Origin of the sequence: Burkholderia sp. NRF60-BP8, assembly GCF_001522585.2 — a bacterium.
Taxonomy (GTDB): Bacteria; Pseudomonadota; Gammaproteobacteria; order Burkholderiales; family Burkholderiaceae; genus Burkholderia.
In genome coordinates, this window is record NZ_CP013372.1 from 1,581,835 (window position 1) to 1,600,202 (window position 18,368).

The window sequence follows — 18,368 nt, forward strand, 5'->3', positions numbered from 1 at the left end:
ATGATGGATCCGGCTTTGCCGCGGCCGGCGCGCTTCGCCGGCCGCATATTCGTCGCCGTCGTGCTGGCCGCGCCGCTCGTCGCGCATGCGCTGCCCGGCTACGACGACGTGCGCCGCAACTGGCGCAGTTCCGACTGGGTGCTGCTCGCCCGCGACGGCACGCCGCTGCAGCGCACGCGCGTCGACCTCGCCGAACGGCGCGGCGAATGGGTGTCGCTCGCCGACGTGTCGCCCGCGTTCCGCGAGGCGATCGTCGTGTCCGAGGACAAGCGCTTCTACGAACACAGCGGCGTCGACTGGCGCGGCATTGCCGGGGCCGCGTGGGGCAACCTGTGGAACGAGCGCACGCGCGGCGCATCGACCGTCACGATGCAGCTCGCGGGCTTGCTCGGCGATTCGCCGCGCCGCTCGGGCCAGCGCTCGCTGCCGCAGAAAGCCACGCAGGCCGTGAACGCACTGTGGCTCGAGCGCAGCTGGCGCAAGGACCAGATCCTCGAGGCCTATCTGAACCTGGTGCCGTTCCGCGGCGAGACGATCGGGCTCGGCGCGCTGTCGCAGGTGTTGTTCGGCAAGGCGCCGTCCGGCCTCGACGCGCGCGAAGCCGCGATCGCCGCGGCACTGGTGCGCGCGCCCAACGCGGCGCCCGCGAAAGTCGCCGAGCGCGCGTGCCGGATCCTGCGCGACATGCATGCCGGGCAGGCGTGCGCGTCGCTCGACGGTTACGTGCAGCTCGTCACGGCGCGCCCGGCCAACGCCACGCGCAACGACGTCGTGGCGGACGGCGCCGCCCTCGCCCCGCACTTCGCGCGACGCATCGCGGCGGAGGTCAAACCCGCAGCCGGCGCGCAGGTCCGCACGACACTCGACGCGCCGCTGCAGCGCTTCGCGCGCGACACGCTGATGCGCGCGCTGACCGAACTCAATGCGCCCGCGCACCGGCGCAACGTGCAGGACGGCGCGGTGGTCGTGATCGACAACGCGACCGGCGAGATCCGCGCGTGGGTCGGCTCATCCGGGGCGCTGTCGAGCGCGCGCGACGTCGATGCCGTGCTCGCGCCGCGCCAGGCCGGCTCGACGCTCAAGCCGTTCCTCTATGCGCAGGCGATCGACGAGAAACGGCTGACGGCCGCGTCGCTGCTCGACGATGCGCCGATCAACCTCGCCGCCGGCGGCGGCCTGTACATTCCGCAGAACTACGACAAGGATTTCAAGGGCTGGGTGAGCGTGCGCAGCGCACTCGGCGGCTCGTTGAACGTACCGGCCGTGCGCACGCTGGTGCTCGTCACGCCGCACCGCTTCGCGCGCACGCTGACCGCGCTCGGCCTGCCGCTCGCGCAGGAAGGCGATTACTACGGCTTCAGCCTCGCGCTCGGCAGCGCGGACGTCACGCTGCTGTCGCTGACCAATGCATACCGCGCGCTCGCGAACGGCGGCGTCGCGCGCAAGGTCGTCGACCTGCCGGCCACGGCGCCGACGTCGACCTCCGGTCCATCGACGCCCGCGCGGGCGGACGCCGGCACGCGCGTGTTCAGCGAAGCCGCCAGCTTCGTCGTCACCGACATCCTGTCCGACAACAACGCGCGCGTGCGCACCTTCGGCTTCGACAACCCGCTCGCGACGCGCTTTTTCTCGGCGGTCAAGACCGGCACGAGCAAGGACATGCGCGACAACTGGACCGTCGGTTTCACGTCGCGCTATACGGTCGGCGTGTGGGTCGGCAATGCGGACGGCTCGCCGATGTGGGACGTGTCGGGCGTCACGGGCGCGTCGCCCGTGTGGTCGGCCGTCGTCGGCTATCTGCACCGCGACCTGCCGAGCCGTGCGCCGCGCGCGCCGGCCGGCGTCGAGACGTGCCGCATCGCGTTCGAGCGCGACATCGAGCCGGCTCGCAACGAGTGGTTCGTCGCGGGCACGGCGGTCGACACGATCCGGCTCGCGGCGCCCGTCGCGCCAGGCAAGGACGGCGCGCGTGCGCCGCTGACGATCGGCGCGCCGACCGACGGCACGATCTTCGCGATCGACCCGGACATTCCGCCGAAGAACCAGCGGATCTGGTTCGAGCGCTCGGCCGGGCGCGCGACGAAATTCGCGTGGCGGCTCGACGACAAGGTGATCGGGCATGCCGACCGCGTCGCATGGCTGCCGTGGCCGGGCCGGCACCGGCTGGAACTCGTCGATGCGCGCGGCAACGTCGCGGATGCGATCGGCTTCGAGGTGCGCGGCGCGTTCGCGAAGCCGGCCGCGCGCAAGCCCTGAGCCGGCGAGCCGGCGTGACCGGCCGGCCGTATTCGCTTTCCCCGGATCAGGACATAGAATGACAACAGCGCCGCCATTCCCCACGCGCACCGGTTGCCTCATTCTCTCGGATTGCCCGCGACCATGAACATTCGCCCTATGCGTTTCACCCGCCCTGCGCTGGGCGCGTTGTGCGTTGCAACGCTCGCCGCTCTCCAGGCCTGCAACGGCGATGCCTGCTTCGGCGTCGACGTGTGCTTCAACGACAACACGCAAACCGTCTCGCTGTCGGGCACGGCCGCGACGGGCGACGCGCTCGCGAGCGCGCAAGTAACGGTCGATTGCGCGGCGGGCTCGGCCACGACGCTGACGGACGGTGGCGGCAACTACCGTGTGACGCTCAACGCGGCGCTGCCATGCGTGATCACCGTGGCGTCGGGCGGCGCGAGCCTGCATTCGCTCGCCTACGCGGGCGGCACCTTCAATACGACGCCCGAGACCGAGCTGATGCTCGTCTATCTCGCGGCGCAACTCGGGACGAACACGGCCGGGCTGATCGGCAATTTCCAGGGCACCCTGCGCTACCAGCGGGCGATGAACAGCCCGGACACCGTCCAGGCCGCGCAATCGGCCGTGGTGACGAACCTGCAGCAGCGCTATGCGGTCACGTTCGCCGCGCCGGCGTTCCTGACTACTTCGTTCGTGGTCGGGCAACCGGGCGTCGACAGCGATCTCGTCGCGCTGGCCAAGGCGGGGGCGATCGACCCGAACGGGCTGCCGGATCCGGTTGCCGTGTCGCTGTTGCAGCAGGCCGGGGCCGCGCATCCGCTGTAAGCGACGCCGGATGCGACGCGACGTGATGTGACGGAAATCGGCCGTCAGGCGCCGGCTTCGCGCGCGTCGTCCGCCAGCAGTGCCCAGCGCTCGTGGTCGCGCCATTCGCCGCCGATGCGCAGATAGCGCGGCGAAAACCCCTCTTGCCTGAACCCGAGCCGTCGCACCAGCGCGATCGATGCATGATTGCCGGGCTGGATGTTCGCTTCGAGACGGTGCAGCCCGAGTTCGCCGAACGCGACGCCGATCGTCGCGCGCAACGCTTCCGTCATCAGCCCCTTGCGGCTGGCCTCCGCCATGCCGTAGTACCCAAGATAAGCGCTCTGAAACACACCGCCGACGATCTCGTTGAGGTTCACCACGCCGACCACCGTGCCCGACGCCCGTTCGCGCGCGACGAATCCGACGTTCGGCCCGGTCAGGCAGCGGGCGAACCAGTGATCGAACCCGGCCTGGTCGACGAACGAATCGACCCACGGCAGATGATGACGCCGGCTCGCACGGTTGGCGGCGATCAGATCGGCGGCGTCGGAACGGGCGACGCGATTCAGCAGGATCCGGTTCATGAGTCGTTCGCCGGCCGGCGCTTACGCCGCCCCCTCGCTTGCGCACACCACCGGCGCCGCCTGCTGCTGCGACAGATACCTCAGCAGCTTCGTCACCATCCACACCACGACGAACGACAGCGCGACGAAGAACACCGCCAGCGGCGTCAGCACGTGAATCGACACGAAGCCGGCCAGGCCCATCATCGCGGACGACACGAGCAGCAGCGCACAGCCGAGAATCGCGCTCGTCAGGCCGGCGATATGCGGAAACAACGAATTGCCCTTGGCCATCAGCGTCGGATACATCGCGCCCGCGCAGAAGCCCATCACGAGCACCGGCGTCGCGAGCGTCCACACGCGCAGGCCGACGGTCAGCGCCAGCACGAGCATCGCGACCGACGCGCCCGCCATCACGCGCGCACCGATACGCAGCCGTTGCTCGGCGCTCGGCAGCCCGCGCCCGTGAATCCGGTTCGACAGGCCGCCAAGGAAATACATGAGGCCGATGCCGAGCGCGAGATAACCGAAGAAGGTCGGCGGCTTGTGCAGCGTGGTCTGCACCATGAACGGCCCGACGATGTTGAACACCAGCAGGATGCTGTAGCACAGCCCCTGTGCGAGGAAACAGCTCTGGAACACCGGGCTCGCCAGCACCTTGCCCGTGTTCGCCATCAGCGTGCGCGGCTCGAGATGCACCGGCTTCGGCAAGGTCTCGCGGTAACGCCACAGCAGCGCCCACATCGCCAGCGAGTAGACCAGCAGGAACACGAGGCACGCGCGCCAGCCGAACCATTCCTGCAGGTGCGCGCCGATCACCGGCGCGACGATCGGCGCGAGCCCCCACGCGATCGACATGTACGTGAACGCGTGCATCAACGCCTGGCCGGAGAACGAATCGGTGATGATCGCCTTCGCCAGCAGGTTGGTGGTCGCGATCCCGAAGCCCTGCAGGCAGCGCGCCAGCACGAACGTCTCGAGGTTCGGCGCGCCGAGCGACAGCAGGCAGCCGATCGTGTAGATCACGAGCCCGAACGCGAGCACGCGCTTGCGGCCGTAGGCGTCGGCGATCGGCCCGAAGATCAGCTGGCCCAGCGCGTAGGCCGCCATGTAGCCGGACACGCTGGACTGGATCGCTTGCGGGGTCGTTGCGAACGAACGGGCCATGTCCGGTAACGCGGGCACGTAGATGTCGATGGCGAGCTGCCCCGCGGACGCGAACAGACAGATCAGAAACAGCAGGAAGCGCGGCGAATTCGACTCGCGCGCGGGAGTGGGCGTGGCGTTCATGACGACTGGGAAGGAGGACAGGCAGCCGTGCCGCATCGTCGATGTTCGAGTGACGAACACGCGTGCGGTCGCGACGAATTCCGTATTGTGCCTGTTGTTGCACCGCGCGACAGGATTCCCCTGGCGCGGGCGCGGTTGAATACCGGTTGCGGTTCGTCCCGAAGGGCGCCGGTCGGTCCGGCCGGCCGCGATTTTAATGTTGATTTAAGCCGCAGGCCGCATTGTCTCGGATGGCTCACTCCGTGAGCCGCACGTCATTGTTGATTCGATCAGTCTCGTTTGATGGAGATACGAAGATGCGATTCCGTTCGTATATGGCGGCGGGCGCGCTGGCGCTGGCGCCCATGTTCGCCCTGGCCGGGCAGGCCGGCGCGGCGGCCGCCGCCCAACCGATGTTCGTCAACGTCGACGGGCAGGCCGTGCCCGTGAAAGCCGAAACGCGCGTCGTCCAGACGGCCGTCGGCCCGATGAAGGTCAGTACGTGGAGCTGGCACAGCCCGCAAGGCGGCGCGAGCTTCGAGACGCAGACGTCGTCGTCGGGCGGCATGCCGCCGGCGGCCGCGCTGCGGCAGATGCAGGTCGCGCAGTACCGGATGCAGGCGGCCCAGGCGCAGATGGTCGCGATGCAGCAGCAAATGATGGCGCTCCAGCACATCGCGCTCGCCAACGCGTTCGCGATGCCGATGCCGATGCCACAAACGGTCGGCTTCGCGATGCCGCTGTGGGCGATGCCGGAACCGGTCGTCGTGCTCGTGCCGGCGCAGCCGCCGGTGCGTTCGGCGGCCCCGGCAACGCCGGCCGCACCTGTCGCACCCACCGCACGCGGCCCGGAAATCAAGGCCTGACGCGCTTCGCGCCACCCGGCGCGGCACGCTCGAACCGCCGGCATGCGCCGGCGGTTTTTCATTGCGACGGCCGAATCAGTACTGCGCCTGGTCCGTCGGATTCTTGAACAGCTGCTTCATCTCCGCCGACAGCGGATAGTTGAGGCTCACGCCCTTCGGCGGAATCGGTTGCATGAACCACTGGCCGTACAGCTTCTCGGCCGCGCCCGAGGTCTGCATCTTCGCGATCACGCCGTCGACGACGCGCTTGAATGCCGGATCGTCCCTGCGCATCATGCACGCGTAGTTTTCGTGAACGAGCGGCGTGCCGGTGACCGTGTACGCACCCGGGTTGCGGTCCTTCGCGATCTCGCCGTACAGCAGCGGCTCGTCCATCACGAACGCCACCGCGCGCCCGGTCGTGACGTTCATGAACGCTTCGGCGTGATCCTTCGCGCTGATGATCGTCATGTTCATCGCCTTCTCTTCGTTGAGCTTGCGCAACAGGCGCTCGTCCGACGTGCCGGCCGTCGTCGCGACCGTCTTGCCGGCCAGGTCCGCAAAGTCCTTCACGCCCGAATCCTTGCGCGTGCTGAAACGGATGCCGTACAAAAAGATGCTGTTCGAGAACGCGGCCTGCTTCTGGCGTTCGAGCGTGTTCGTCGTCGAGCCGCATTCGAAGTCGATCGTCCCGTTCTGCAGCAGCGGAATCCGGTTTTGCGACGTGATCGGGATTTCCTTCACCGCGAGGTTCGGCAGGTTCAGGTCCGTCTTCAACTGATCGATGATGCGCGACGCGATGTCGCGCGAGTAGCCGATGTTCTTCTGCTGGTTGTCCGAATACGAAAACGGCACCGACGACTCGCGAATGCCCAGCGACACGACACCCGTGTCCTTGATCTTCTTCAGCGTACCGGTAAGGGCCTGCGCGTGCGCGGTGCCGGCCAGCGCACAGGCCAGCGCGACGGCGAGCCAACGGAAACGGCGATCCATGCGTGTCTCCTGACGAAACGTTGAGCGAATCGCGATCCTACGCCCGACAATATTCGCGTCACATCGGGGGAACCGTAAAACACCCTTCCGCCGCGGCCCGATCCTCAACGAGGTTTTCCGTGCCGCGCAAACCGCCCGGCGCCGCTCGTCTCGCCCGACCGACCCGGGCGCGCGCGGCCGCGCCATCCCCGCCGGCTGTTCCAAACGTGCGTTCGCGCTGCAACGCAGCAACGTAATCGTTTGCGGCGCCCGTCGTTTTTCTCGCGAAACGCACTCAAGAAGCCGCCGCGCACGCCGTTACCCAGTGCATGGCGCGTCGCAGCAACCCGCTGCAACCGTCAGACAAAAACGACAAGGTCCGGCTCGCCCGGACCGGCGCCACCGCCGGCACGACGGTTATCTACGAGGATCGAGTTTCAACATGAGAGCCAAACGTTTCCATTTCGCGCTGGCGCGCCCCGCACATGCGCGCATGCTCGCCGGCATGCTGTCTGCCGCCGCCCTGCTGCCCCTCGCCGGCTGCGGCGGTGGCGGCGGCGACGGCAGCAACCCGTCTTCTTCCAACGCGGCGCCTGCCCCGGCCCCGGCACCGACGCCCGCTCCCGCGCCCGCCCCGACCACCCCGCCCGCGTCGTCCGGCAGCAATGCGTGCACGTCGCAGCAGGCCGCCGTGCAGATGGCCGCGCAGGCCACACCGATCGAGCCGCCGGTCGATCACCTGATCGTCAAGCTGAAGACGCTGACGGCCACGCGTGCGATGGCGGCCGTCGACAACGGCTCGCGACTCGACGCGGTGATCCAGCGCGCGATGACGCGCTGGACGGCACCGGTGACCGGCAGCGCACGCGCGTACGCGAGCACGGTCCCGCAAACGCCGGTGAACGTGCAGGTCGAGCGGACGATCTCGAACGGCGCGGCCGTGCTGTCGCTCGGCCAGCGCATGGCCGCCGCCGATGCCGCCGCGCTCGCGCAGGCGTTCGCGGCCGACAGCGACGTCGACTACGCGGAACCGGATCACCCGATGCAGATCCGCGACACGCCGAGCGATCCGCTCTACAACCAGCAGTGGTACCTGTCCGACCCGACCGCCGGCATCGACATGCCGCCCGCGTGGAACGTGACCAAGGGTTCGCCGACCGTCGTCACGGCCGTGCTCGACACCGGCTACCGGCCGCACGGCGACCTCGTCGGCAACCTGATACAGCAAGGCTACAGCTTCATCAGCAACGTCCACACCAGCAACAACGGCTCGACGCGCGGCCCGGACGCAACCGATCCGGGCGACTGGGTCACGCAGCAGGAACTGGACGACGCCAACGGCCCCTACTATCACTGCGCGAGCCAGCCGAGCAACAGCAGTTGGCACGGCACGCGCGTGATGGGCGTGATCGGCGCGACGGCCAACAACGGCACCGGTGTCGCCGGCGTGTCGTGGCTCGGCCAGATCCTGCCGGTGCGCGTGCTCGGCAAGTGCGGCGGCGTGACGAGCGACATCGCCGACGGCATGCGCTGGGCAGCCGGCATTCCCGTCAACGGCGTGCCGAACAATCCGAATCCCGCGAAGATCATCAACCTGAGCCTCGGCGGGGTCGGCGCATGCAGCACGACGTTCCAGCAGGCGATCGACGACGTGACCGCGAAGGGCGTGACCGTGGTCGTCGCGGCCGGCAACGACGGCCTGTCGACCGGGCTCGACCAGCCCGCGAACTGCCGCGGCGTGATCACCGTCGGCGCGACCGATGCGACGGGCCGCCGCGCATCGTTCAGCAACTTCGGCGCCGATGTCGCGCTGAGCGCACCGGGCGTCAACATCCTGTCGACGTCGAACACCGGCACGACGACGCCGGGCGCCGACACCTATGGCCTCGCGAACGGCACCAGCCTCGCGACACCGCAGGTGACGGGGGCCGCCGCGCTGATGCTGTCGGTGAACGGCAATCTCACGCCCGCGCAGATCCTGCAGAAGCTGCAAGGCGGCACGCGCGCGGCGAAGCTGGCGGCCGGCACGTCGTGCACGGCGCTGCCGGCAGGCTCGGGCATCCTCGATGCAGGGGCCGCCGTCGCGACCGCGAACCGGTAACCCGCACCTCGTTCGAAGCGGCCGCGCGCATGCCGACATGGCACGCGCGCGGCCGTTTCGTGACGGGCTGTCGCGCACGCCCGCGAACCTGCATCGGCACGATCGAGTATCCCGAAAAAACGCCTGAAAAAAGGGCCGACAAAAGGGTTGACGCTTCGCACGACGAGCCATTACCATCGCTCCCGTCTAATTACATGGAGTGTTCTGTGAACACCGATGCGAGTTGTAGTTGGTGTCCGACCAACTTGACTGCTGCCTGAGGAAAACGCGCAGAGCCTCGTCTTCTGCCGCATCCCGGGAAGCAGGATGCGGCGCCCTTCCGGCCTGATTACCGGCCAGATCCCCCGCCGAATTTTCGATGTTGTCGAATGCACGCGACGCACCGTCGCGCGTGTGCGTTCGCGTTGCGCGCGGCATCGGCCGCGTGCGCTCTCCGTTCGCGTGCCGTCCGGCCGCGCGCCTCGTTGCGCGCGCCGCTGCCGATCGCCCGTGCCGACTATCCGCAACCGACAGGAGTGCAGATGAACTCAGACGACAGTAGTCGATTACCGCTCGCCGGTGCGACGCTGCGCATCGACACGCCGTCCGCATCGTGCGCGCCGGCGAGCGTTCCCGCCTTTACCGATCTTACCGATCCACAGCCGATCGCGCCTGACGCGACGCGGCGGGGAGCGCTCGTGCGTCGATAACGTCACGGTCGCTCCCCGCCCGCCGCCTCGTGCGCAAGGAGCGATTCATGACGAAACGACACGACACCTCGCACAAGAAACAGCGCGGCTTCATCAAGGCCGGCGCCGGCCAGCAGAACGACCCGCGCATCATGCGCGCCGCGCAGGAAGCGGCCCGCCCGCTCGAAGCCACGCTGAAGTCGCTGCACACCAGCACGCGCGGCCTCACCTACGACCAGGCCGCCGACCGCCTGCAGCATTACGGGCCGAACGAAATCGCGCACGACAAGCCGCCGCACTGGAGCCGCCAGCTGCTGCTCTCGTTCCACAACCCGTTCGTCTACGTGCTGCTGGTGCTGGCCGCCATCAGCTTCTGCACCGACGTCTACTTCGCGGCCCCCGACGATCGCGATTACGTCGGCATGACGATCCTGCTGACGATGGTCACGATCAGCGCGCTGCTGCGCTTCGTGCAGGAGTTCCGCTCGCTGCGCGCGGCCGAGAAGCTCAAGGCGATGGTCCGCACGACGGCGACCGTGCAGCGCGCGGTGACCGACACGGCGGAGCCGGCGCGCCGCGAGGTGCCGATGCGCGAGGTCGTCGTCGGCGACATCGTGCATCTCTCGGCCGGCGACATGATCCCCGCCGACGTGCGCCTGCTCGCGTCGCGCGATCTGTTCATCAGCCAGGCCGTGCTGACCGGCGAGGCGCTGCCCGTCGAGAAGTACGACACGCTCGGCGCGGTGGCCGGCAAATCCGCGAGCACGCATGCGCCCGCCGCGGCCAACGACGCACCGGCGTCGCTGCTCGACATCGAGAACGTCTGCTTCATGGGCACCAACGTCGTCAGCGGCACGGCGACGGCCGTCGTCGTCGCGACCGGCGAAGACACGTACTTCGGCTCGCTCGCGCGCAACGTCGTGAGCCACAAGCGCGTCGAGACGAGCTTCGACCGCGGCGTCGCGAGCGTCAGCTGGCTGCTGATCAAGTTCATGTTCGTGATGGTGCCGATCGTGTTCATGATCAACGGCCTGACCAAGGGCGACTGGCTGAGCGCACTCACGTTCGCCCTCGCGGTGGCCGTCGGCCTGACGCCGGAGATGCTGCCGATGATCGTCAGCGCGAACCTCGCGCGCGGCGCGGTCGCGATGGCGCGCCGCAAGGTCGTCGTCAAGCGGCTGAACTCGGTGCAGAACTTCGGCGCGATGGACGTGCTGTGCACCGACAAGACCGGCACGCTCACGCAGGACAAGATCATCCTCGAACACCACCTCGATCTGTCCGGCCACAAGAACGAGGACATCCTGCGGCTCGGCTGGCTGAACAGCTTCCACCAGAGCGGCCAGAAGAACCTGATCGACATCGCGGTCGTCGCGCGCGCCGACGAGATCGGCGAACGCGTGAAGCCGCAGGGCTACAAGAAGATCGACGAACTGCCGTTCGACTTCGTGCGGCGCCGCCTGTCGGTCGTCGTCGAGGACACGCACGGCACGCACCTGCTGATCTGCAAGGGTGCGGTCGAGGAAATGCTGGCGGTTTCCACGCACGTGCAGGACGAAGACGGCGTGCGCCCGCTCGACTTCGTGGCCCGCAAGCGGTTGCTCGAACAAGCCACCGCGTACAACGAGGACGGTTTCCGCGTGCTCGTGCTCGCCACGCGCACGATCCCGCGCGGCGACGAACGCGCGCAATACCGCACCGCCGACGAACGCGATCTCGTCGTGCGCGGCTTCCTGACCTTCCTCGATCCGCCGAAGGAATCGGCCGCACCGGCGCTGGCCGCGCTGCGCGAGAACGGCGTCGCGGTGAAGGTGCTGACGGGCGACAACCCGACCGTCACGATGAAGGTGTGCCGCCAGGTCGGCCTCGAACCCGGCAAGCCGATGCTCGGCACGGAGATCGAAGCGCTCGACGATGCCACGCTCGCGCAGGTCGTCGAACGCACGACCGTGTTCGCGAAGCTCACGCCGCTGCAGAAGGCGCGCATCGTCAAGGCGCTGCAGGCGAACGGCCACACGGTCGGCTTCCTCGGCGACGGCATCAACGACGCGCCCGCGCTGCGCGACGCCGACGTCGGCATCTCGGTCGACAGCGGCGCCGACATCGCGAAGGAAACCGCCGACATCATCCTGCTCGAAAAGAGCCTGATGGTGCTCGAGGAAGGCGTGATCAAGGGCCGCGAGACGTTCGGCAACATCCTGAAGTACCTGAACATGACCGCCAGCTCGAACTTCGGCAACGTGTTTTCGGTGCTCGTCGCCAGCGCGTTTCTGCCGTGGGAGCCGATGCTCGCGACGCAGCTGCTCGTGCTGAACCTGATCTACGACACGTCGCAAATGCTGCTGCCGTGGGACAAGATGGACCCCGAGTTCCTGAAGAAGCCGCGCAAGTGGGAAGCCGGCAACATCGGCCGCTTCATGCTGTGGGTCGGGCCCACGTCGTCGGTATTCGACATCACGACGTACATCCTGATGTGGACCGTGTTCGGTGCGGGCGCGCTGTATCACCTGAACGGCGGGTCGAGCGGCCAGATCGTGATGAATTCGGGCTGGTTCATCGAGAGCCTCGTGTCGCAGACGCTCGTCGTGCACCTGCTGCGCACGCAGAAGATCCCGTTCCTGCAGAGCACGGCGTCGCTGCCGGTGCTGCTGTCGACCTTCACCGCGATCGCGATCGGCTGCTGGCTGCCGTTCTCGCCGTTCGCGCAAGCACTCGGCTTCATGCACCTGCCGGGCACCTACTGGCTGTGGCTCGCCGCGACGATGGTCGGCTACATCGTGCTCGCGCAGATCGTCAAGACGATCTACGTGCGCCGCTACAAGCAGTGGTTCTGATGTCGCGCGGATGTCGACGCACCGGCCCGCGCGCCACCCGCGCGGGCCGAACGCCCCGACCTGCCGTCGCTCGGTGACGAACGGGCCGCATCCGCGGCCCGTTTTTCGTTCATCCGGCGTCGTTCGCGCCGAACAGCTGCGCGCACACCGCGCGCCCTTCGTCGGTCAGTGCGGCGCTGCCGGTACCGTCCTCGTTCAGCGTCGTCGCACTCAGGCCCGCGGCGTCGAGTTGCGTCAGCACGCGGCGAAGCGTGCTCATCGGCAGCTGCGCACGCTTCGCGATCTTCGGCAGCGACCACGTCTTGCCGGCCGGATCGTTCGCGGCTTCGTTCAGCGTCGCGAGCGTGGCAACGAGTGCGGGATCGAGCGGGGAGGCGTCGGTTTCTGAAGTCATCGGTTCGCGTTCGTCGGCCGGCGTCGGCGCCGGCATGCATGGAGAAAACGATCGTGGACACTCTACGCGGCGTCACGCCCCCTTGAGCGCCGCGCGCATGAACGACACGAAACGCGCGGTGACGGGATCGTCGCGATCGGACCGCCACGCGAGCCCCACGCGCCACTTCGCGTCCCGGCCGTCGAGCGGCAGCACCGTCGCGTCGCGCAGCAGGTACCGCGCGCTCGACGGGATGAACGCGACGCCGACGCCGGCCGCGACCGACGTCAGCACCGACTGTACGTCCTCCGCCTGCTGCATCACCTGCGGCACGAAGCGGCGCGCGACGCACCACCGGTCGATCTGTGCGGCCAGCCCCGGGCCGCGCGCACGCTGCAGCGCGATGAAGCCGATCTCGTTGAGCACGTCGAGATTGGCCGGCACGCGCTTGAAGCCGAGATGCGGCGGCGCCGCGAGCGCGAGCGCCTCGTCGATCACCTTGAACGACGACAAGCCTTCGTCGGCGGGCACACGCAGGAAACCCGCGTCGAGCTTGCCGGCGCGCAGCCGGCGTGTCTGTTCGGACGACGACAGATCGCTCAGCGTCACCGCGATACCCGGATTGCAACGACGGAATTCGGCGATCAGCTTCGGCACGAGCGTGAGCACGGACAAGCAGATGCCGAGCCGCAAGTGCCCGCGCTGCCCGCTCGTCGCTTCCCGCGCACGCGCCAGGATTTCGTCGGCATCGCGCACGAGCGCCTGCGCGTCGGGCAGGAAGCGTTCGCCGAACGGCGTCAGTTCCGCGCCATGCCGGCCGCGCTCGAACAGCTTGCCGCCGAGGCTCGCCTCGAGCGCGCCGATCTGCTTGCTGAGCGCAGGCTGGCTCATGTGCAGCGCATCGGCCGCGCGGCTGAAATGGCACAGCTCGGTGACCGTCAGGAACGTGCGCAACAGTTTGAGTTCCATTCTTCAACGGAATCGTAACGATCGAAATATTCATTTTACCGATCGAATGCAATGGCGTTCAATACGGACATGCCCTTCCCGGAATTCACGTCCATGTCCCTCGATCCAGCGGCCGACTGCGTGGCCGAGCCCTCATCCGATGTCGCGGATACGACCGCATGCGCCGTCGCCGCCGATGCGCGCGCACCGAAGCGTCGTGCCAAATGCACGGACGGGCGCAGCCGCCGCTTCCGCTTCGGCGACGCGCTGGACGACGCGCCGCCACGCGCGGCGACGGGTTCGATCGCGATCGGTTTTGCGGTCGTGTCGCGGCGGAACTGGCCGCGCTGAGCCGCGCACCCGCCCGCCTTTCATCCCATGCGCACCGCTGTCCGGCAGCGCGAAAACGCCGGAAACCCTCCCGTATCACGCGTCATTGCGCGTCATCCGATCGTCATCGCCCCGCGATCGACCGTATAATTTCCCGCACCCGCTGACCGCCCACGCATTCCGCGCAGCCGCATCGCGCGTGAAAAGGAGACTTTCGCTTGACCGGCCTCATCGCGCGCCTGCCTCGCGCCCGGACCACCCTGATCCTCGCCCTGTCGTTCCTGCTACTCGCATTCGCCACGAATGCGTCCGCGCAACGCGTGCAGCCGCATCGCACCGTACACGCCCAACCGCATGCCCACACGAAGGCCGTCAAGAAGAAGCCCCATCGCAAGAAAAAGGCCGTCAAGCATCGCCGCCCGCGCGTGACGCATCAGGCGGTCAAACGCCACGCGGCACCCGCGCCGCAGCAGCGACGCGCGAAACGCACGACGGCCGTGCGGCCGCGCCCGCCCGCGAAACCGAAGCTGCTCGCCAGTTGCGGCTACACGCCGCGCGCGGTCCGGTCGCTGCATTCGCGCGCGGCCTACGTGCTCGACGTCGATTCCGGCACCCCGCTGCTGGCTCGCAATGCACGCACCGTACGGCCGATCGCATCGATCTCGAAACTGATGACGGCCGTCGTCGCACGCGACGCCGATCGTCCGCTGAACGGCGTGCTGCGCGTGACCGCGCGCGATCGCGACACGATCAAGTTCACCGGTTCGCGCCTGCAGGTCGGCTCGGAACTGTCGCGCCGCGAGATGTTCCATATCGCGCTGATGTCGTCGGAGAACCGCGCGGCCGCCGCGCTGAGCCGCGACTATCCGGGCGGGCGCACCGCGTTCGTCAACGCGATGAACCGCGAAGCGCGCCGGCTCGGCATGCGGCACACGCACTTCCGCGAACCGACCGGCCTGTCGCCGCACAACGTGTCGACGGCGGAAGATCTCGCGCGGCTCGTCGGCGCGGCCGCGCAGGATCCGCTGATCCGCTATTTCTCGACGATCTGTCGACCACCGTGCGCCCCGGCAACGGCGAACTCGTGTACGTCAACTCCGACCCGCTCGTGCGCTACCGCCGCCTGCCGATCCGGCTGCAGAAAACCGGCTTCATCAACGAATCGGGGCACGGCGTCGTGATGCGCATGCGCGTGAAAGGTCGCCGCGAAACGGTCGTGCTGCTCGGCGCACCGACGCGTGCCGGCGTATCGAGCGACGCCATCCGGATCCATCGCTGGCTGTCCTGCTCGATCCGGTAAGCGCATCCGGGCAGCCGGCGCGTTCACGCTACGGGAGCGACGTCATGCAGCACGAATACCGCTTCAACGCGTTCGGTCGGCTGCTCGCCGTCGTGCGCACGAACGGCCGCTGGGCCGTGTTCGATCTCGGCGCCGATGGCAAGCGGCGCCCGGCCGATCTGCAGATCCCGTCGACGCTCGCCGCCCACGAACTCGCCCAGTACCTCGGCGATCTGCTGCACGAAAACGCGACCCCGCGATACAGCGAAGTCGTACCGATCGCGCATCGACGCACGTAGTCACGTAGTCGCGCCGGTAGGCGCCGCCATCCGGCGATCAATTCAACAGTTAAACTTGCAAGTTTAACTGTCATGTTCTATGCTTCGCCGCATGAACCCGCCACGCAAACCCGGCGTTTCCGCCGAAACCGTCGCCGCCGACCTGACCCTCGCGGTCGGCCAGCTCATCCGTCGGCTGCGCGCCGAGATCGATTCCGAAGGGCTCGGCATGTCCCAGACGAGCGCGCTCGCCCGGCTCGAACGGCACGGGCCGATGACGACCGCCGATCTCGCGCGCGCCGAGGCGATGAAGCCTCAGTCGATGAAGGCGATCCTCGCGAGCCTCGAGGAAGACGCGCTCGTCGAGCGCGAACCGCATCCGACCGACGGCCGCCAGATCCTGTTCAAACTCACCGCCGCCGGCCTCGACGCGCGACGCAAGCGCAACGCCGCGAAACACCGGTGGCTCGCCGCCGCGATCGAGAAGCTCGATCCGCAAGACATCGACACGCTTGCCGCGGCCATCCCGCTGATTCGCCGCATCGGCGACCAATGAACCGGCCCGTGCGCCACGCGGCATCCGCGCACGGTTTTCCTCGCCCTCTCCTCCGGAGTCCCATCATGAGCGCAACCCGTCTCGACACGAACACGGCGCTGGTCGTCATCGACCTGCAGAAAGGCATCGTCGGCCTCCCCACCGCGCACCCGGTCGCACCGGTGATCGCCCGCACCCGCGAACTGCTCGACGCATTCCGCAGCCGCGGCCTGCCGATCGTGCTGGTCAACGTCGCGGGCGGCGCACCAGGCCGCACCGAGCAACCGCCGCGCACGGCGCAGTTCCCCGCCGACTGGACCGAACTCGTGCCCGAGCTGAACCGCCAGCCGAACGACCACGTCGTGACGAAGCAGACCTGGGGCGCCTTCACCGGCACCGGTCTCGACGCGCATCTGAAGGCAGCCGGCGTCACGCAGATCGTGCTGACCGGCGTCGCGACGAGCATCGGCGTCGAATCGACCGCGCGGCAGGCGCACGAACTCGGCTACAACGTGACGCTCGCCGTCGACGCGATGACCGACCTCAACGCGGACGCGCACGTCAACAGCGTCGAGAGGCTGTTCCCGCGCCTCGGCGAAACGGGCACGACGCACGACATCGTCGCGTTGCTCGACCGGCGCGGCGCGTGAGCGACGAGCGCATCCGGCCGGCGCCGGGCCACGCGCCCGGCCGGCTCGATCCGTCGATCTGGAAAGTCAGCGCGGTGGCGACGCTCGGCTCGCTGCTGTCGCAGCTCGATGCGACGATCGTCAACGTGTCGCTGTCGAGCCTCGCGACCGACCTGCATGCCAGCCTGTCGACGATCCAGTGGGTGACGAGCGGCTACCTGCTCGCGCTGACGCTGGTGCTGCCGCTGAACGGCTGGCTCGTCGACCGCATCGGCGCGAAGGCGCTGTACCTGTGGTGCTTCTCGGCGTTCACGCTCACGTCGGCGCTGTGCGGGCTCGCGTGGTCCGCGCCGTCGCTGATCGCGTTCCGCGTGTTGCAAGGCGTCAGCGGCGGCTTGCTCGCGCCGATGGCGCAGATGATGATCGCGCGCGTCGCCGGCCAGCAGATGGCGCGCGTGATCGGCTACGCGGCGGTGCCGGTGCTGCTCGCGCCGATCCTCGGCCCGGTCGTGGCCGGCGCGATCCTGCAGCACACGTCGTGGCGCTGGCTGTTTCTGGTGAACCTGCCCGTCGGCGCGCTCGCGCTCGCACTGGCCGCGCGGTTCCTGCCCGGCGACCGGGACGATGCGCCGCGGCGCGAACTCGACTGGATCGGCCTCGCGTTGCTGTCGCCGGCCCTCGTGCTGTTCCTGTACGGCGTCGAGCGGATCGGCTCGACGCCCGGCATCGTGGCGGTCGCGAGCTCGGCGCTGCTGCTCGGCGCGTTCCTGCGCTTCGAGCGCCGCCAGGGCGAGCGTGCACTGATCGATCTCGCGCTGTTTCGCTCGCGCGTGTTCGGCGCGGCCGCCGGCACGCAGTTTCTGTCGAACGGCGCGCTGTATGCAGGCCAGATGCTGATTCCCGTGTTTCTGATCCAGGCGTGCGGGCGATCGCCCGGCGAAATGGGCTGGCTGCTCGCGCCGCTCGGGCTCGGCATGCTCGTCACCTATCCGTCGATGGGCGCGCTGACGAGCCGGTTCGGCGTACGTCGGCTGGCCGCGGCCGGCGCCCTGCTCGCACTCGTCGCCACGCTGCCGTTCGTGTTCCTCGCGCTGACCGGCTACGATCCGCTCGTGCTCGTGCCAGCGCTGTTTCTGCGCGGCATGGGCCAGAGCGCGATCGGCGCGCCGTCGATCTCCGCCGCGTATGCGTCGGTCGAGCGCCGCAACCTGCCGATGGCAACCACGTCGCTCAACATCGTGCAACGGCTCGGCGGCCCGACGTTCACGACGCTATGCACGCTGTTTCTCGCGTGGCGTCTGCAGGCCGAATCGACGTCGGCGGGCGGCACGCAGGCCGTCGCGTACGCGTGGGCGTTCGGCTTGCTGTGCGCGCTGCATGCGGCGAGCTTCGCGACGACGCTGCGGCTGCCGTTGCGGTCGGCTGGCGCAGGCGGCGACGGACGAGCTCGCCACACACCGGCCGGTTCGCGCTGAAGACGGGCCGCGCCGCGTGCGCGCGCGGTCCCGCTACGGCAGGCCACATCGGCACCGATCGACGCCACGCGCAACGAGCCAAGCCTCGCATTCAGGCAACGCCGCGGCCGCTCCGTGCGCAACATGCATGTGAAACGGCCGTCCGGCGAAACACCACGGCGACAACGACGCCATCGCAACCACGCCGAATGCAAAACCGAGCAGCACGTCGAGCCGCG

The 18,368-nt window shown here is 68.6% G+C and carries 16 protein-coding genes and 1 pseudogene; 12 read left to right on the top strand and 5 right to left on the bottom strand.

Annotated elements, in window-relative coordinates:
• Together pbpC and WS54_RS07325 are read left to right on the top strand one after the other, a co-directional pair.
• Window positions 1-2,256, top strand: a complete 2,256-nt coding sequence (pbpC, locus tag WS54_RS07320) for a penicillin-binding protein 1C (RefSeq protein WP_059783313.1) — start codon at window positions 1-3, stop codon at window positions 2,254-2,256.
• Window positions 2,257-2,379: 123 nt separating this feature from the next.
• Window positions 2,380-3,069 (top strand): hypothetical protein, encoded by a 690-nt coding sequence (locus WS54_RS07325; protein WP_059783311.1) that lies wholly within the window; start codon window positions 2,380-2,382, stop codon window positions 3,067-3,069.
• 44 nt (window positions 3,070-3,113) lie between these two features.
• Here the strand turns inward: WS54_RS07325 and WS54_RS07330 are convergent, their stop codons facing one another.
• Together WS54_RS07330 and WS54_RS07335 are read right to left on the bottom strand one after the other, a co-directional pair.
• Window positions 3,114-3,635: a GNAT family N-acetyltransferase gene (locus WS54_RS07330; RefSeq protein WP_059783310.1), complete on the bottom strand. Its 522-nt coding sequence runs from the start codon at window positions 3,633-3,635 to the stop codon at window positions 3,114-3,116.
• Between the two features lie 21 nt (window positions 3,636-3,656).
• Window positions 3,657-4,904, bottom strand: a complete 1,248-nt coding sequence (locus tag WS54_RS07335; protein ID WP_059783308.1) for a multidrug effflux MFS transporter — start codon at window positions 4,902-4,904, stop codon at window positions 3,657-3,659.
• 296 nt (window positions 4,905-5,200) lie between these two features.
• On the opposite strand from WS54_RS07335, the gene WS54_RS07345 reads away from it, so the two are divergent.
• A complete protein-coding gene (locus WS54_RS07345; RefSeq protein WP_059783307.1) occupies window positions 5,201-5,749 on the top strand; it encodes a hypothetical protein in 549 nt (182 codons plus the stop codon).
• A 75-nt stretch (window positions 5,750-5,824) separates the two neighbouring features.
• Here the strand turns inward: WS54_RS07345 and WS54_RS07350 are convergent, their stop codons facing one another.
• Window positions 5,825-6,721, bottom strand: a complete 897-nt coding sequence (locus WS54_RS07350; protein ID WP_059783305.1) for a glutamate/aspartate ABC transporter substrate-binding protein — start codon at window positions 6,719-6,721, stop codon at window positions 5,825-5,827.
• Between the two features lie 421 nt (window positions 6,722-7,142).
• Here WS54_RS07350 and WS54_RS07355 point away from each other — a divergent pair, with 421 nt between their 5' ends.
• The 3 genes from WS54_RS07355 to mgtA all read left to right on the top strand — a co-directional run bounded on the left by WS54_RS07355 (window position 7,143) and on the right by mgtA (window position 12,303).
• Window positions 7,143-8,801, top strand: a complete 1,659-nt coding sequence (locus WS54_RS07355) for a S8 family peptidase (protein WP_059783303.1) — start codon at window positions 7,143-7,145, stop codon at window positions 8,799-8,801.
• A 521-nt stretch (window positions 8,802-9,322) separates the two neighbouring features.
• Window positions 9,323-9,490 carry a hypothetical protein gene (locus tag WS54_RS33940; protein WP_179949033.1) on the top strand — a complete coding sequence of 56 codons (168 nt, stop codon included), beginning with the start codon at window positions 9,323-9,325 and terminating at the stop codon, window positions 9,488-9,490.
• A gap of 47 nt (window positions 9,491-9,537) precedes the next feature.
• Window positions 9,538-12,303: a magnesium-translocating P-type ATPase gene (gene mgtA / locus WS54_RS07370; RefSeq protein ID WP_059784971.1), complete on the top strand. Its 2,766-nt coding sequence runs from the start codon at window positions 9,538-9,540 to the stop codon at window positions 12,301-12,303.
• Between the two features lie 109 nt (window positions 12,304-12,412).
• Here mgtA and WS54_RS07375 read toward each other — a convergent pair whose 3' ends face one another.
• Both WS54_RS07375 and WS54_RS07380 read right to left on the bottom strand, forming a co-directional pair.
• Window positions 12,413-12,697: a transcriptional regulator gene (locus tag WS54_RS07375; protein ID WP_082725167.1), complete on the bottom strand. Its 285-nt coding sequence runs from the start codon at window positions 12,695-12,697 to the stop codon at window positions 12,413-12,415.
• A gap of 72 nt (window positions 12,698-12,769) precedes the next feature.
• Window positions 12,770-13,645, bottom strand: coding sequence for a LysR family transcriptional regulator (locus WS54_RS07380; protein ID WP_034204685.1), 876 nt, complete (start codon window positions 13,643-13,645; stop codon window positions 12,770-12,772).
• A 51-nt stretch (window positions 13,646-13,696) separates the two neighbouring features.
• On the opposite strand from WS54_RS07380, the gene WS54_RS07385 reads away from it, so the two are divergent.
• The 6 genes and pseudogenes from WS54_RS07385 to WS54_RS07410 all read left to right on the top strand — a co-directional run bounded on the left by WS54_RS07385 (window position 13,697) and on the right by WS54_RS07410 (window position 18,150).
• Window positions 13,697-13,975, top strand: a complete 279-nt coding sequence (locus WS54_RS07385; RefSeq protein WP_059783299.1) for a hypothetical protein — start codon at window positions 13,697-13,699, stop codon at window positions 13,973-13,975.
• A gap of 197 nt (window positions 13,976-14,172) precedes the next feature.
• Window positions 14,173-15,254 (top strand): annotated as a pseudogene (locus tag WS54_RS07390) (serine hydrolase).
• 44 nt (window positions 15,255-15,298) lie between these two features.
• Window positions 15,299-15,532 carry a DUF7661 family protein gene (locus tag WS54_RS07395; RefSeq protein ID WP_059783296.1) on the top strand — a complete coding sequence of 78 codons (234 nt, stop codon included), beginning with the start codon at window positions 15,299-15,301 and terminating at the stop codon, window positions 15,530-15,532.
• A gap of 79 nt (window positions 15,533-15,611) precedes the next feature.
• Window positions 15,612-16,067, top strand: a complete 456-nt coding sequence (locus tag WS54_RS07400) for a MarR family winged helix-turn-helix transcriptional regulator (protein WP_059783294.1) — start codon at window positions 15,612-15,614, stop codon at window positions 16,065-16,067.
• Window positions 16,068-16,132: 65 nt separating this feature from the next.
• On the top strand, window positions 16,133-16,696 hold the full coding sequence (locus WS54_RS07405; protein WP_059783291.1) for an isochorismatase family cysteine hydrolase: 564 nt from the start codon (window positions 16,133-16,135) through the stop codon (window positions 16,694-16,696).
• Window positions 16,693-18,150 (top strand): DHA2 family efflux MFS transporter permease subunit, encoded by a 1,458-nt coding sequence (locus tag WS54_RS07410; protein ID WP_059783289.1) that lies wholly within the window; start codon window positions 16,693-16,695, stop codon window positions 18,148-18,150. The genes WS54_RS07405 and WS54_RS07410 overlap by 4 nt, the downstream gene beginning before the upstream one ends.
• Window positions 18,151-18,368: the final 218 nt, after the last annotated feature.